Genomic DNA, 13,454 nt, shown 5'->3' on the forward strand with positions numbered 1-13,454 from the left:
TGCGCACTCATTTGCCCACCCGCTTGCCCACCGATTGAATCACCTGCCTGCCCACGCGTTTGCTCCTTCATGCGCGCTCCTCCGCGCAGGGCATCTCGCGGTTGCTGTGCATGGCCGCGCCGGTACGGTCGACGGCGATGATGCCCACGTCGATCTCTTGCGGCAGCAGGCCGACGCCGCGCCGCACCGCTTCGCCGATGGCCATGCCGCCGGCGATCCAGCCATACACGGTGTAGGCCAGCAGGTGGCGCACGATGTGCTCGCCGATGCCGGTGATGGCCACCGCGCCGTCGGCGCCGGCGTAGAAGCCGCTGCCGATGATCGGCGTATCGCCGACCCGGCCCAGCAGCGACGGCGCCGAGCCGCCGGTGGAGCAGGCCACGGCGAAATTGCCGGCGCCGTCGCGTACCACGGCGCCCACCGTGTCGCACGGGGTGAACGCCGGCGGCGTGTCGTAGTTCCAGTAATCCTTGAAGGCGCGGTTGGCGATGCCCGGCGTGGCCGGCTCTTGGCCGCCCAGCGTCGCCATCAGCCGTGCGTGCTTGGCGCGCTGGCGTTCGCTGATCTCGTGGTGAATCGCGAAGCCGGCGGTACGCGCGAAACGCTCGGCGCCTTCGCCGGCCAGCAGCCAGTGCGGCGTGCGTGCCACGGCCTGCGCCACCAGCACGGGGTTCTTCGCGCGCTGCAGGCACGCCACGGCGCCCAGCGCGCCTTGGGAATCCATCACGGCGGCGTCCATCTCGACGGTATGGCCATCGAGGCACAGCACCGAGCCGCTGCCGGCGTTATAGCGGCCGTCGTCTTCCAGCGCCACCACGGCGGCGACGGCGGCGTCGAGCGCGCCGCCGCCGCCGGCGAGGCGGTCGAGGCCCGCGCGGGCGGCGAACACGCAGCCGTCATCCTGGTCGCGGCTGCCCCCCGCGCCACCGTGGGTGACGACGGTTGCCTGGAGTTGTTTGGTCATGATGTCTTTCAGTGCAGGGGTTTGGAAGCCTTCAGCCAGACAGCCGCGATGCGGTCCGCCTCGGCGTAGGCCGGGGTATCGAGTTCTTCGCCGAACACGTCGGGATCGATTTCCTCGTAGTGCCAGCTCATGCCGGCCTGGGCCAGCAGCGGTTCGATGCGGCGCAGGAACGGGTCATCGTTGTGGAGCATCGCCACGCCCGTGTACAGCAGCAGGCTGCCGCCCGGCGCCAGGCGGGTAATCGCCTGCTTCGTCAGCGCCAGCGACAGCCCGGCGCCCAGTTCGCCGCCGCCGTGGCGGTAGGCGCGCTCGGACTTGTCCAGCAGGTAGGGCGGATTCGAGACGATCAGGTCGAAGTCTCCCGGCACGTCGGACAGCAGGTTGCTGCGCTGGACGGCGACGTTCGGCAGCCCGGCCAGCTGCGCGTTCACGCGGCACAGGTGCATCGCCCGGTCGTTGATGTCCAGCGCCAGCACCTCGGCATTGGCGCAGCGGCGCGCGATCGTCAGCGCGCCCGGCCCGCCGCCCGCGCCCACGTCGGCGGCGCGCCGCACCGGGCGGCCGGTGGCGGCGATCACGGCCAGTTCGGCGCGCAGCGCCCGCGCGAAGCGGTACGTATCGGGGCCGAAGAACACCGCGTCGGCCTCGCTGGTCGGATAGGCGGAATGGAAGTACAGCACGCCATCGAGGGTGGACGCGCGCAGCGTGGAGCGCCAGCCGTCGCGGTGCGGCTGCGCGATGCCGGCACGGACCATCAGCGCCAGCATCTCGGCCGGCAGCGCCTCGGCGCGGAACGGCCGGCTCCAGCCGAAGATGTCGGCCAGGTCGCGTGCCCAGACATGGTCGCTGCGACCCTTCACCCTGCTGTGGGTGGCCGGGGTAACCGTGGTGAAACGGTAGCCGGCGGCTTGCAGCGCGCGGCCCAGTTCGAGCAGGGCCGGCGCATCGGGCAACACCCCGGCACGCGGGGCGAGCGGGGCGGCTTCATGGGTGGAGCGGTCGGCCGGCGCCGCCGTGGCGGCGGCACCCAGGTCGGGCAAGCCCCCGCTGGCAGTGACATTCATCATCGGTTCCCCTCGTGTCGTTATGCTTGTGGTGTGATCTTGTGCTGTCGCTGCCGGCGGCGCGGCCGTGTCACTGCAGCAGGCGGGCGAACACCCGCGTGGCCATCAGGCCGGCGGAAGTATGGTGCTGGTTCGGCGCCATCAGGCCGATCAGCAGCGCCATCGCTTCGTCCTTGCTGGCCGTGGCGGCCAGCTGGGCCTCGAGCAGGCGCAATTCGCAGCCGATGGTCTGCCAGGCATGCTCGTCGGCCGGGAAGGTATGCCGGATCACGCCGCGCGGCGCGGTGTTGCGGGCCGGCGCCGATTCCAGCGTGTCGAGGCTGCGGCGCAGCGCGCGGTGGCTCGGTACCCGGGCGATGACCGGCTCGCCCCCCTCGCGCGGGGTGACGATCCAGTCTTCCAGCAGCTGCTGCTCGTAGGCGCTGAACACGCCGAACATCTCGGCCCGTTCGCCGTGGATCAGCTTCCAGAAGCGGCTGTTTTCGGCGGGCTCGCCGCGGCGGATCCAGCCTTGCTGTTCGAGCTTTTCCAGGAATTGCGGGATCTGCGCCGGCTCGGCCAGCCAGTCGTTGATGGTACGCCCGGCAACGCGGCAGTAATCCGAATGCATGTTCTTGCCGACCACCGCCTTGGCGGCCAGCATGGCGACGGTTTCCCGCTCCAGGTCGAACGCGGCGATCGCCTCGACGGTGCCGACACCCAGGTCGTTCAGGCGGAAGCCGGCCGCCACGCGCCGCAGGAACGCGGCGCTGTCGCCCACCCGCGGCACCAGGCGCTTCAGGCCTTCCAGTGCCGTGTGGGCGTGGCCGGTATCGGCGTTGTCCACGGTGACATGCAGCGTGAAGTAGTACGGATCGATGCCCAGCTCGTTCAATTCGTACGACGTGATCAGCAGGTGCAGCGGCAGCTGCTCGTAGCCCAGGTTGTAGCCGACCAGTTCGGGCAGGAAGTCGTCGGCGCCGGCGGCCAGCGCGAGCTGGATCGCGCCCTGCACGAAATGCCGTTCCGGCAGATCCTGCCAGTGTTCGCAGCCGTGCTGTTCGAGCAGCTTGCGGTAGATCGTCACGTGGTTCTTGTCCGGCACGCCATTGCCCAGCTCTTCCAGGTAGATGCGGATCAGGGCCTGGTAATCCGGGTCTTGCCAGCGCTCGAGCACGCCGTACAGCCAGGCGCCATCCACCAGCTTGGTGGGCGCCACGGCTTTCAGGAAGTACAGGGCTTGCGAGCGTGTCTTGAAGAAGCGGCGCGGCGCGCCGTTCTTGCGTGCCGCCAGGTAGGCGCGGTACTCGGTGCCGACGGCATCCGTGTGGCGCGTGATCCATTGCGCCATTTCGTCCAGCGTGGCGGGCAGGTCGCAGGGCAGCGCCGCCGCCTCGGCCAGCCGGGCTTCGAGGTAGTCGGCCGCCAGGGCGGGGTCGGCACCGTCGTACAGCGCGTGGTAAACGGCCCTGGCGTCGCTGGTGTCGATGCCGGTTGCGGGAAGTTGGGCGAGGGCGGTAGTAGGCATTCTTGTCTCTTTATTCAGGCGGAAGCGGGAGCTTCGCGGTCGTTGGGATGCAATGCTGGGAGTAAAGCGTTGTCATCTGTATAACGAGTATGCGTTGGCACTGCTGCGCTGAGTAGCGGCTAGCATCCCGTGCCCGTGTAAGAGAGGGATTACAGCAATGAGACTTCCACTCATCGAGCGCTCTCGTATAATGGTTGCGCCACGCGGTGGCACCGCCGACCGGCGGCATCGGCATCGCCCGGACGGGCGCCTGGGAGTGAAACTCATGGCACACATCCACCTTGCCTGGGAAATCGGTGGCGGACTGGGGCATGCCGGCCGGCTGAAGACGCTGGCCCGCGTGCTGCTCGCGCGCGGCCACCGCGTCAGCCTGTCGCTGCGCGACCTGGGATATACCCAGCGCGTGCTGGCCGAGCTGCCGGTACCCCGCTTCCAGGCCCCCGTCTGGCTGCACCGCACCGAGGGCATGCCGCCCAACCATGCCAGCCTGGCGGAGATCCTGCTGGCCGCCGGCTACCTGGAAGTACCCGGCCTGGCCGGATTGACGGCCGGCTGGCGCGCCCTGTTCGACATGCTGCGCCCGGACCTCGTGGTGGCCGACTATGCGCCCACCGCGCTGCTGGCCGCGCGCACGCTGCACATCCCGACGGCGTCCGTCGGGATCGGTTTCTACAGTCCGCCCGCGGACCGCGCCTTGCCCTGCCTGCGCGACTGGGAAGGCGTGGCGCCGCAGCGCCTGGTGCGCGCCGAGGCGCACCTGCTCAACGTGGTCAATGCCGTGCTGGAGATGCACGGCGCGCCGGAACTGCTGCATGCCGCGCGGCTGCTGCTGGGCGATGCGCCGCTGCTGTGCACGTGGCCGGAATTCGACCACTATGGCCGCACCGCGGCCGAGGGCGAGTGGATCGGGCCGGTGACGATGCCGCTCGGCGGCGCCGTACCGGCCTGGCCGCCCGGCACGGGCCCGCGCGTATTTGCCTATCTGAAACACGACCATCCGGCCCATGGCGCCGTGCTGCAGGCGCTGGTGGACGAAGGGTGCCGGGTGCTGTGCTACCTGCCCGAGGTGGCGGGCGGCCGGCCGGCGCCGCTGGCGTCCCCCGCGATCGCGTATTCATCGCAACCGGTCGCCATCGAGGCGGCGCTGCACGGCGCGGCGCTGTGCGTGTGCCATGCGGGCGACGCGACGGTGGTGCAATCCCTGCTGGCCGGCGTTCCCGTGCTGCTGCTGCCGATGCACCTGGAGCAGTTCCTGCTGGCGCGGCGGGTCGAGAGCTGGGGCGGCGGCATCAATGGCGCGCGGGTCAAGCCCGATGGCGACTGGCGCGCGGCCGTGCGCTCGCTGCTGGACGATGGCCGCTTCCGCGCCGCGGCCGCCGCGTTCGCGCACCGGCGCGGCGAACGCACCTTGCTGGAACGGGCGGAACGAGTAGTGGACCTGTTCGAGCGGCAGGTCGCCGCGGCCCGGTCCGGAAGCCCGCCGAGCGCCGCTACCTGTGACCGCCCATGACGACAGGATCGGTATCCTCGTCCCACGACACGGCGAACCGGACCCCTTGCCACCTGGGGCTGGTCAAATCCCACGGGTTGGCGGGATCCCTGCGCGGACGGCGGAATCCATACACCAGGCAGGACAGGTTCAGGTCCACGAGCCGCTGTACTTCCTTCTCGACATCGGCATTGCAGAGTACCGGCGCATGGGCGAAGAACTCGCCGCCTTCCCATGGCGATTGCAGGCTGAACACCTGCCACAGGTACTTGTAGAAGCGGGGATTGCCCTGCGGAGCGGGGGAACCGCTGGCATAAAGGATCCGCGGATGTTCTTCGGAAGGGATTCGCAGGAGAGCCTGGTAGGTCGGTTTTTGCATGGCTGGTGTCGAGACTGGAGGAATCGGAAGCGGCTTTGCGCGCGCCGTGAAAGCCGCCGCGCCCCGTATTATCGTCCGTGATGCACACGACGGTGAGCAGTCGACCGCCGGTCCCTCGCCATCACTTCGGCCGCGGCTTGCGCAGCCGCGCATCCGGCGGCACCAGCTTGCCGGCCCGGATCTGCCGCACCGCCTCCGCCACGGCGCGGGCGCTGTTGCGCACTTCCTCCTGCAGCGGCGCATCCCGGTCCAGCGTATCGTGGCTTTCCGCGTATGACTCGTAATAGCCGATGTACCGGTCGAACACGGCCTGCTGGCCGGCGCCGATCAGGCCCATCCAGTCGAGCCAGTCGGCCAGGTTGCGGCGCTGGCTTTCCACGCCCGCCACGTCGCCATGCACCACCACGCCATAGGCCCGCCCGGCCAGGTGCTTAGGGTAATCCCAGCCGCGCAATTCCAGTTCCTTGGCCTGTTCCGCATCCTTGCCGTGCGTGCTGGTCGGATCGGGGTTGCCGCCATCGGCGCACACCAGCCGGTCGATCATCGATTTCAGGGGCGAAGGCGACTGGTACCAGTAGGTGGGGGCGACGATCAGCACGCCGTGGGCCAGCACCCAGCGTTCGTAGATCTCGTTCATCCAGTCGTTGACCTGGTTCAGGCTGTGGTTCGGGTAGCAACTGCAGGGCCAGTGGCACAGCGGCATCGCCGTCGATACGCAGCCCTTGCACGGGTGGATGTGGTGACTGTACGTGGAAGTGACCAGCGACAGGTCGAGCACGTCGACCTCGATGCCTTCTGTCTCCAGCGCGGTGCGCGCCCATTGCACCATGCGGTAGCTCTTCGACATTTCGCCCGGGCAGGTGCCGTCGTTGCGCGAGGCGCCGCAGATCACCAGCACGCGCGACGGCGTAGCCGGATCCTTCTGGCGCCGCTCCGCGGCGGCCAGCCTGTCGCTGGCTTCCTTCCACTCCTTGGCCAGGTCGTAGTCCGGGTCGGCGAAGCCCGGGCCGGCCTTCACGGTAACCGGCGCCTTGCGGCTGTCGCAGTAGTTGCGCCAGGCGATTTCCTCCAGCCTGGCGATGTCGTCGCGCAGCGGATCGAAGCGGGGATCGTAGAACGATTGCGTGAACTTGCGGTGGAAGGCTTCCCGGTCCAGCTTGCCGGGCGCCTGGTCAGTGCGTACCTGCGTCATGGTGTCTCCTCCAGTAGCGCCAATGTCGCATCCGCCGCGCCCGGCGATCTGTACGGTACCGTACCGTCCAGGACAGCGTACTGCCGCGCTGGCGTCCCCTGGCGGCCGAGTGGCCTTCATTGCAGGCTCATCTACATCCATGTACACTCGACATTACTATTGCAAGCAAAAGCCCACTCGTGTATTCACCAACGCACATCGATCCGCTCGTCAGTTTCTACAATACCCAGGGCGAGGCGGTGCGCGCCACCATCGTCAACCTGCAGCGCCGCTCGCTCGTGATGGAAGTGTACAACCCGTGGTCGATCATCCAGGTCAGCGAAGTGCTGGGCGAACTGACGGTGCGGATGGGCGAGCGCGCCGTCTACGTCGGCAAGGCGGTGGTGAACAGCATCGTCAACACGGGCCTGACAGCCGTGGTGTCGGCCAGCCTGGTCGACGAGTGGCGCGAACTGAGCGAGGTGGCGCTGGCGCCCGGGGTGCTGGGCCGCAAGGCGCAGGCCTTCGTCGAGGAGTGGGGCGAGCGCTTCCGCATCCGGCGCGACTACCAGATCATCGTGAATGAAACGCGGGCGTTCCTGGCCAACGCGGCGCGCTGGCTGGAACAGGTGGACCTGTCGGACGTCACGTCCGGCGCGGGGCCCGCGGCGAAACTGCCCGACGAGTACTTCCAGGAACTGGCATTGCCGCTGATGGGCAAGATGAAGGCCTGTTTCGACCAGCTCAATCACGAGGCGTCGCTGGTCGACGAGGCGCTGGCGCCGGCGCACCGCGCGTTTGCCCAGGGCGCCCTGCATCCGCTGATCCTGCGCGCGCCGTTCGTGTTCCGCACGGTGACCAAGCCGCTCGGCTACGCGGGCGACTACCAGATGGTCAACCAGATCCTCGGCAACCCGCGCGAGGGGCCGAACACCTACTTCCAGGTGGTGAACACGGCATTCCTGCAAACCGCCGTGGCCACCGCCCACCGGCACCGCATCGATATCCTCGTGCAGTACCTGATCGGCCTGGCGCAGGGCGCGCGCGCCGCGGGGCGGCCGTTCCGCGTGCTCAACGTGGGTTGCGGCCCGGCCGAGGAAATCGCCCGCTTCCTGGAAAAGTTCGACCAGCCCGAGCTGCTGTCGTTCGAGCTGATGGATTTTTCCGCCGAAACGCTGGACTGGACGCGCGAGCGTCTGGACGCCGTGCAGCGTGCCACCGGCCGCCGCACCCGCATCGACTATGTGCAGGATTCGGTGCAGCAGCTGCTCAAGCGCCGCCAGCCGGTGGACGGCGGTGCCGAATTCGACGCGGTGTATTGCGCCGGCCTGTTCGACTACCTGTCGGACAAGGTCTGCGCCCGGCTCACCAGCCACTTCGCCGCGCGCACGCGGCCCGGCGGCCGGATGCTGGTCACCAACGTGCACAGTGCCAACCCGGAGCGCTTCAGCATGGAGCATATCCTCGAGTGGTACCTGGTCTACCGCGACGAGGCCCGGATGGAGGCGATCCTGCCGGCGCGGCGCGGCGAAACACACCTGTACACGGATCCGACCGGGGTGAACGTGTTTGCCGAAACCACGGTCCAGCCCTGATGGCCGCCGCCGCGAGACCGATGCGCGGCAGCTACGCGAAGGAGCTGGCCGGTTTCCACCTGATGCAGAGCCGCGCCTGCGCGGTCACCGTGATCGTGCTGGTGCTGCTGGGCTTCGTGCTCGACTTCGCCGTGTATCCGGAGATGATGGGGCGCTTCGCCGTGGCGCGCTTCATCACCAGCATCGGCGTGCTAGCCGGCCTCGGCGTGCTGTACACGGCCTTCGGCAAGCGCCACGTGCACGCCGTGACGTTCGTCTGGCTGACCTTCCCCCAGGCGATGATCGCGTGGATGATCCACGCCACGCAGGGCGAGGCATCGCTGTTCTACGCCGGCATCATCCTGACCATCTTCGCGGTCGGCACGCTGTTCCCGGTCGGCTTCATGTACACGATGGCCTACGGCGTGCTGACGCTGCTGGCCTACTGGATCGCCTGTACCACCCGGCCGGAGGGGGTGACCGACCATGCGCAGTTCCTTTTCCACGCGACGATCATCCTGTTCTCGGTGGCCGCCAGCACGGTGTACACCTTCTACAACGAGCGGGGGCGGCGCCAGCTGTTCGAGCTGAAGGAAGAATTGGCACAGAAGAACGACGAGCTGGAACACACCAACCGCAGCCTCGCCGAGATCAAGGGGCAGATGCTGCAGCAGGAAAAGATGGCGGCCCTGGGCACGCTGTCGGCCGGCCTGCTCCACGAAGTGAACAACCCGGTCAACTTCTGCCTGATGGCGATCGACGTGGCGCTGGAAGACCCGGTGGCGCAAGGCAGCCCGATGCTGCTCGAATGCCTCGACGATGCCAGGCAGGGCATGCAGCGGGTGCAGTACATCGTGTCGGACCTGAAGACGTTCGCCTACCGCAAGGAACATACCGGCAGCGACGCGTTCGTGCTGGAGCGGGCGGTCGACGCGGCCGTGCGGCTGGTCGGCCATGAAACCAAGGGGATCGCGATCCGGCGCGAGATCGCCGTGGCTACCCTGGTGCAGGGCGACGAAGCGGCCATCGTCGGCGTGCTGATCAACCTGCTCGGCAATGCCGCGCTGGCGCTGCGCAAGGGTGGCACGGCGGCGCCGGAGATCGTCATCGGCGCCTGCGACGACGGTGCGCGGCTGCGCATCACGGTGCGCGACAACGGGCCCGGCATCGAGCCGGAACACCTGAGCCGCGTGTTCGAGCCGTTCTTCACCACCCGCGAGGTGGGCCAGGGCCTGGGGCTCGGGCTGTCGATCTGCTACAGCGTGATCGAACGGCACGGCGGGCGCCTGACGGCGGAGAGCACGCCGGGAGAATGGACCAGATTTACATTCGACCTGCCACGGGCAGGCGGGGAGCGTTGATGGAACAGGTCGTGGAAGGCGGCACGCCGACCGTGCTGTACGTGGACGACGAGGACATGGCCCGCAAGTATTTCGGCCGTGCCTTCGGCAATGAATACCGGGTGCTGACCGCGCCCGGCGTGGATGCGGCGCTGGCAGTGCTGGCCGACCACGAAGTCGATGTGCTGATCACCGACTACCGCATGCCGGGCAAGGCCGGCAGCGTGCTGCTGCGCGAGGTCGAGCGGACCTGGCCGGGCCTGGTGCGCATCCTGGTCACCGCCTATGCGGACAAGGAAGTGCTGCTGGAAACGGTGAATGGCGGCGACGTGTTCCGCGTGCTGGAAAAGCCGGTGCGCCAGGACGCCTTCCGTGAAGTGTTGCGCCAGGCCAGCGCGGAAGCCATCCGCCGGGCCCGCGACCGCGCCGCGCGCGACCACGGCCTGCTGGCGGTGGAAGAGACGGTCGCGTTCCTGTCGCATGAACTGGGCGCGCCGCTGGCGACGATCGCCGGCTTTGCGCGCGCGCTGGCGCAGCGGGTCAGCGACACCCGGGAAGAGCCGGGCGGGGCGTTCGACCGGCTGCCGGTGCGCGCCCAGGTCGGCAATGCCGTGGCCCACATCGACGATAATGCGCGCTATTGCCGGGCAGTGCTCGATGCCCTGGTCGATTCCGTCAAGCGCGCGGCGCTGGCACCGGCGGCCAGGCTGGCTGGCGGCAGCGCCCACCGGATGGTGACAGCGATGCTGGACTCGTACCCGATGAGTGACGGCGAGCGGGCCGCCGTCACGGTCGACGTGCCGCACGACTTCGCGATCCGCGCGGCGCCGAACTGCGTGGCGCTGGTCTTGTCCGCGTTGCTCGACAATGGCTTGCGCGCGCTGCGCGGCCAGCCCGGGCCGTGGCTGCGCGTGACGGTCGGCGCCGGCGCACGGTCCACCATCGCCGTCGAGCATAATGGTGCCTGCGCCGCCCCCGATATCGTGCACCGGCTGCAGCTCGACCCGGTGCCGATGCACGGCGTGGACGGCGACGGCTGGGACCTGATTTTCTGCAACCGCGTGATGCGGTCGTTCGGCGGGCACCTGCGTGTCCAGCCGGGGACGCTTGCGCCGGACGGCGGGCGGGACGGGGAACGGGACCAGCAATCGGGACAACAACCGGGACAACAATCGGGACAACAATCGGGACAACAACCGGGCCAGCAGCCAGGCCAGCAACAAGAGAAGCAACCCATTACAAGAATAAGCCGGGGAATGACCGTCACGATGAACTTCCCCGGATCGCCAAAGGAACAAGCATGAGCGACGCCGCCAAATCACTGCCAGCCATCCTGTACGTCGACGACGAGCCGACGGCCCTGAAGTATTTCCAGCGCGCGCTGGCCGCGCAAGCCACCGTGTACACGGCGGGATCCGTCGAGGAAGGCAAGCGCATGCTGGACCAGCATGCCGAGTCCATCGCCGTGCTGGTGTCCGACCAGCGCATGCCCGGCGCGTACGGCAACGAACTGCTGTTCTATGCGTGGGACCGCTACCCGCACATCGTGCGCATTTTGACCACGGCCTACTCGGAAATGGCGCACACTGTCGAAGCCGTCAACCAGGGGCAGATCCACCGCTATATCCAGAAACCCTGGGACATCGCCGCGCTGCGCATGGAAATGCGCCAGGCGGTCGAGCTGGCGCGGCTGCGGCGCGAGCATGCCCAGCTGCTGCGTGAAAAACTGCTGATCCGCCAGAAGCAGGCGGTGGCCAACCGCATCGGCACGCTGTACGCCCTGTGCGCCGGGGTGGCCGCCGATGCCGCCGCGGTGCCGGTCGATGCCTACCTGTCCGCGGCGTTGTGCGCCGGGCTGACCCCGCCGGAACCGGACTGGCTGATGATGGATTACTCGGACCTGATCAGTTCCGAAGCCTTCCGCGGCGCCGCGTTCGGGTGCCTGGTGCGGGCCAGGCTCGATGCGCTGGCCGGCGGCGGCGGCGTGCCGGGCGACGTATTCGGCTTGCTGGCGGAGGTCTTCGACGATGGCTTCCAGCGCACCGCCGACGGCGGCGTCATCGTGCACACCGCGCGCCTGACCGAATTCCTCGAGACGCCCACCGCCAGCGCGGTGTCGAGCACGCACGCGGCCTGGCTGGCGGTGCTGCTGTGGCTGGGCCGGCACGGCCAGACGCTGCAGGTATCCGGCGGGCCGGACGGCGTCCGCGTCCGGCTAGCGCCAATCGATGCCGCGCCCACGCCGCAGGCGCTGGCCGGCTGGATCGAGCAGTTTTAATATTCATGCGCCCACGCCGCAGGCGCTGGCCGGCTGGATCGAGCAGTTTTAATATTCTTGCGCCCACGCCGCAGGCGCTGGCCGGCTGGATCGGGCAGTTCTGATACGCGTGCGCCCGGCCGGCGGCGCTTTCGCTACCATGGAACAAACATCGACCATGGAGGACATCATGCCGCGAGGTGCCAGCCCGAAACGGGAACAGGAATACCAGAAGCTTGAAAAGCAGTTCGAGAAGGAAGGGCGCTACAAGGGCCGCGAGGAGGAAGTGGCGGCGCGCATCGTCAACAAGCAGCGCAAGCAGTTCGGCGAAACGGAGGGCGCCAAGGCCAAGGACCGGGCCGGCGCGTCGCCCGACCGCAGCGTGCCGATCGCCAACTACGAGCACCTGACGGTGCCCCAGGTGAAGGGCGCGCTGGCCGAGCTCACGGCCGCGCAGCGCCGCAAGGTGCGTACCTACGAGGTGAAGCACAAGAACCGCAAGGGTGTGCTGGAGGCGCTCGACCGGCTGCATTGACGCAGCGGTAAGCAGCGCATCGAGGCCGGCACGGGGCTGTTCGGCGGCCCCGTGCGCTTGCTGCGGCAATTGGCGGTCCGTTAGAATGCGCCTCTCGCATTCTCCCTGATCGCCGCCACCCGATGTTCATCCGCCCGCTTTACGCCGCCGCTGTCGCGGCGGTCCTGCTCTGCCCAACCGTCTTCGCCGCCGAAGCCTGCCCCCAGCATTACCTGGAAGGCCAGGCGCCGCGCATCCTCAATGAAAAGCTGGCGCGCGCCACCCGCCCGCTGTGCTACAACGTGTTCGGCGTGATGCACAGCGGTGTCACGCGCACGCCGCTGTGGTCGGCCGAGCACCTGACGCCGCGGCGCATCGCGGCGGCCGAGGACATGTCGCGCGATAACGCCTTCCACGCCGAGAGCCGGCTGCCGAAGGCGCAGCGCGCCGAACTGGCCGACTATGCGCGCAGCGGCTTCGACCGGGGGCACATGGCGCCCAGCGGCAACATGCCGGACGAGACCAGCCAGTACCAGAGCTTCACGCTGGCCAACATGGTGCCGCAGGATGCCGACAATAACCGCCACGTGTGGGCCGGCATCGAAAGCGCCGTGCGCAAGATGGTCAAGAAGGAGGGCGACCTGTACGTGATCACCGGGCCCGCCTTCCTGGGCAGCGACTTGCGCAAGGTGGGCAATGTGCTGGTGCCGAGCCACCTGTACAAGGTGGTGTACAGCCCGCGCCAGGGGGCCGGCGGCGCCTGGTTCGTGGCCAACGAGGCCGACGCCAGGCCGCAGACCATGACGATCGCCCAACTGGAAAGCAGGATCGGCATTGATCTGATACCGTCGCTGACGGCGCGGCAGAAGGCCGTGATGCTGAAGCTGCCGAAGCCCGGCAAGCGCAAAGGATAGAAAGGATAACCCAGGATGAGCAAGAAATTCGTGCCCTACGCGAACGAAGCCGACGTGCTGACGATCGGCGGCCTGACCATCGAGAACCGTCTCGACCGGATCACCATCGATGGCGACATCGACCTTACGCTGGACCGCAAGGGCCTCGAGCATGCGCGCGCGCTGCACCAGCTGCTCGGCGCGGCGCTGGCGAAACTGGAAGGCCAGAAGGACTTGCCGGCGACGCTGCCGCCGCCGGCGGTGAAGAAGGTCGCCAACCCGTTCGACTGACGGACCGGCCG

General features: G+C 68.4%; 13 protein-coding genes. 8 read left to right on the forward strand and 5 right to left on the reverse strand.

All coding sequences use genetic code 11. The features are described from left to right. Nucleotides 1–67: 67 nt before the first annotated feature. The 3 genes from EYF70_RS12365 to EYF70_RS12375 all read right to left on the reverse strand — a co-directional run bounded on the left by EYF70_RS12365 (nt 68) and on the right by EYF70_RS12375 (nt 3,535). Nucleotides 68–964 (reverse strand): isoaspartyl peptidase/L-asparaginase, encoded by an 897-nt coding sequence (locus EYF70_RS12365; protein WP_131145677.1) that lies wholly within the window; start codon nt 962–964, stop codon nt 68–70. Nucleotides 965–972: 8 nt separating this feature from the next. Then, nucleotides 973–2,031: a methyltransferase gene (locus EYF70_RS12370; RefSeq protein WP_229420832.1), complete on the reverse strand. Its 1,059-nt coding sequence runs from the start codon at nt 2,029–2,031 to the stop codon at nt 973–975. 67 nt (nt 2,032–2,098) lie between these two features. Beyond that, nucleotides 2,099–3,535, reverse strand: coding sequence for an iron-containing redox enzyme family protein (locus EYF70_RS12375; RefSeq protein WP_131145678.1), 1,437 nt, complete (start codon nt 3,533–3,535; stop codon nt 2,099–2,101). Between the two features lie 265 nt (nt 3,536–3,800). On the opposite strand from EYF70_RS12375, the gene EYF70_RS12380 reads away from it, so the two are divergent. Continuing rightward, nucleotides 3,801–5,045 carry a glycosyltransferase gene (locus tag EYF70_RS12380; RefSeq protein WP_131145679.1) on the forward strand — a complete coding sequence of 415 codons (1,245 nt, stop codon included), beginning with the start codon at nt 3,801–3,803 and terminating at the stop codon, nt 5,043–5,045. On the opposite strand, the gene EYF70_RS12385 is transcribed toward EYF70_RS12380, so the two are convergent. Next, on the reverse strand, nt 5,026–5,403 hold the full coding sequence (locus EYF70_RS12385; protein WP_131145680.1) for a hypothetical protein: 378 nt from the start codon (nt 5,401–5,403) through the stop codon (nt 5,026–5,028). The genes EYF70_RS12380 and EYF70_RS12385 overlap by 20 nt on opposite strands. A 121-nt stretch (nt 5,404–5,524) precedes the next feature. Then, nucleotides 5,525–6,595 carry a flavodoxin family protein gene (locus tag EYF70_RS12390; RefSeq protein WP_131145681.1) on the reverse strand — a complete coding sequence of 357 codons (1,071 nt, stop codon included), beginning with the start codon at nt 6,593–6,595 and terminating at the stop codon, nt 5,525–5,527. A 179-nt stretch (nt 6,596–6,774) separates the two neighbouring features. Here EYF70_RS12390 and EYF70_RS12395 point away from each other — a divergent pair, with 179 nt between their 5' ends. From EYF70_RS12395 to EYF70_RS12425, 7 genes are all read left to right on the forward strand, one after another. Next, nucleotides 6,775–8,169 (forward strand): class I SAM-dependent methyltransferase, encoded by a 1,395-nt coding sequence (locus tag EYF70_RS12395; protein ID WP_131145682.1) that lies wholly within the window; start codon nt 6,775–6,777, stop codon nt 8,167–8,169. A 20-nt stretch (nt 8,170–8,189) separates the two neighbouring features. Continuing rightward, complete coding sequence (locus EYF70_RS12400) at nt 8,190–9,509, forward strand: sensor histidine kinase (protein ID WP_229420833.1); 1,320 nt, start codon at nt 8,190–8,192, stop codon at nt 9,507–9,509. After that, nucleotides 9,509–10,792 (forward strand): hybrid sensor histidine kinase/response regulator, encoded by a 1,284-nt coding sequence (locus EYF70_RS12405; protein ID WP_165497646.1) that lies wholly within the window; start codon nt 9,509–9,511, stop codon nt 10,790–10,792. Before EYF70_RS12400 ends, EYF70_RS12405 begins: the two co-directional genes overlap by 1 nt. Then, nucleotides 10,789–11,766 carry a response regulator gene (locus tag EYF70_RS12410; RefSeq protein ID WP_131145685.1) on the forward strand — a complete coding sequence of 326 codons (978 nt, stop codon included), beginning with the start codon at nt 10,789–10,791 and terminating at the stop codon, nt 11,764–11,766. Before EYF70_RS12405 ends, EYF70_RS12410 begins: the two co-directional genes overlap by 4 nt. Nucleotides 11,767–11,935: 169 nt before the next feature. Beyond that, nucleotides 11,936–12,280, forward strand: coding sequence for a hypothetical protein (locus EYF70_RS12415; RefSeq protein ID WP_131145686.1), 345 nt, complete (start codon nt 11,936–11,938; stop codon nt 12,278–12,280). Between the two features lie 122 nt (nt 12,281–12,402). Next, nucleotides 12,403–13,173: a DNA/RNA non-specific endonuclease gene (locus EYF70_RS12420; protein WP_131145687.1), complete on the forward strand. Its 771-nt coding sequence runs from the start codon at nt 12,403–12,405 to the stop codon at nt 13,171–13,173. 15 nt (nt 13,174–13,188) lie between these two features. Then, the gene (locus tag EYF70_RS12425) at nt 13,189–13,443 is read left to right on the forward strand and encodes a hypothetical protein (protein ID WP_131145688.1); all 255 of its coding nucleotides are present in this window, start codon (nt 13,189–13,191) and stop codon (nt 13,441–13,443) included. Nucleotides 13,444–13,454 lie beyond the last annotated feature (11 nt).

This window comes from Pseudoduganella albidiflava, from assembly GCF_004322755.1.
Lineage (GTDB): Bacteria > Pseudomonadota > Gammaproteobacteria > Burkholderiales > Burkholderiaceae_D > Rugamonas > Rugamonas albidiflava.

Bases quoted from the DNA above. Each gene is read 5' to 3' on its own strand.
- EYF70_RS12365 (WP_131145677.1), bottom strand. From the start codon at position 964: ATGACCAAACAACTCCAGGCAACCGTCGTCACCCACGGTGGCGCGGGG.
- EYF70_RS12370 (WP_229420832.1), bottom strand. From the start codon at position 2,031: ATGATGAATGTCACTGCCAGCGGGGGCTTGCCCGACCTGGGTGCCGCC.
- EYF70_RS12375 (WP_131145678.1), bottom strand. From the start codon at position 3,535: ATGCCTACTACCGCCCTCGCCCAACTTCCCGCAACCGGCATCGACACC.
- EYF70_RS12380 (WP_131145679.1), top strand. From the start codon at position 3,801: ATGGCACACATCCACCTTGCCTGGGAAATCGGTGGCGGACTGGGGCAT.
- EYF70_RS12385 (WP_131145680.1), bottom strand. From the start codon at position 5,403: ATGCAAAAACCGACCTACCAGGCTCTCCTGCGAATCCCTTCCGAAGAA.
- EYF70_RS12390 (WP_131145681.1), bottom strand. From the start codon at position 6,595: ATGACGCAGGTACGCACTGACCAGGCGCCCGGCAAGCTGGACCGGGAA.
- EYF70_RS12400 (WP_229420833.1), top strand. From the start codon at position 8,190: ATGCGCGGCAGCTACGCGAAGGAGCTGGCCGGTTTCCACCTGATGCAG.
- EYF70_RS12405 (WP_165497646.1), top strand. From the start codon at position 9,509: ATGGAACAGGTCGTGGAAGGCGGCACGCCGACCGTGCTGTACGTGGAC.
- EYF70_RS12410 (WP_131145685.1), top strand. From the start codon at position 10,789: ATGAGCGACGCCGCCAAATCACTGCCAGCCATCCTGTACGTCGACGAC.
- EYF70_RS12415 (WP_131145686.1), top strand. From the start codon at position 11,936: ATGCCGCGAGGTGCCAGCCCGAAACGGGAACAGGAATACCAGAAGCTT.
- EYF70_RS12420 (WP_131145687.1), top strand. From the start codon at position 12,403: ATGTTCATCCGCCCGCTTTACGCCGCCGCTGTCGCGGCGGTCCTGCTC.
- EYF70_RS12425 (WP_131145688.1), top strand. From the start codon at position 13,189: ATGAGCAAGAAATTCGTGCCCTACGCGAACGAAGCCGACGTGCTGACG.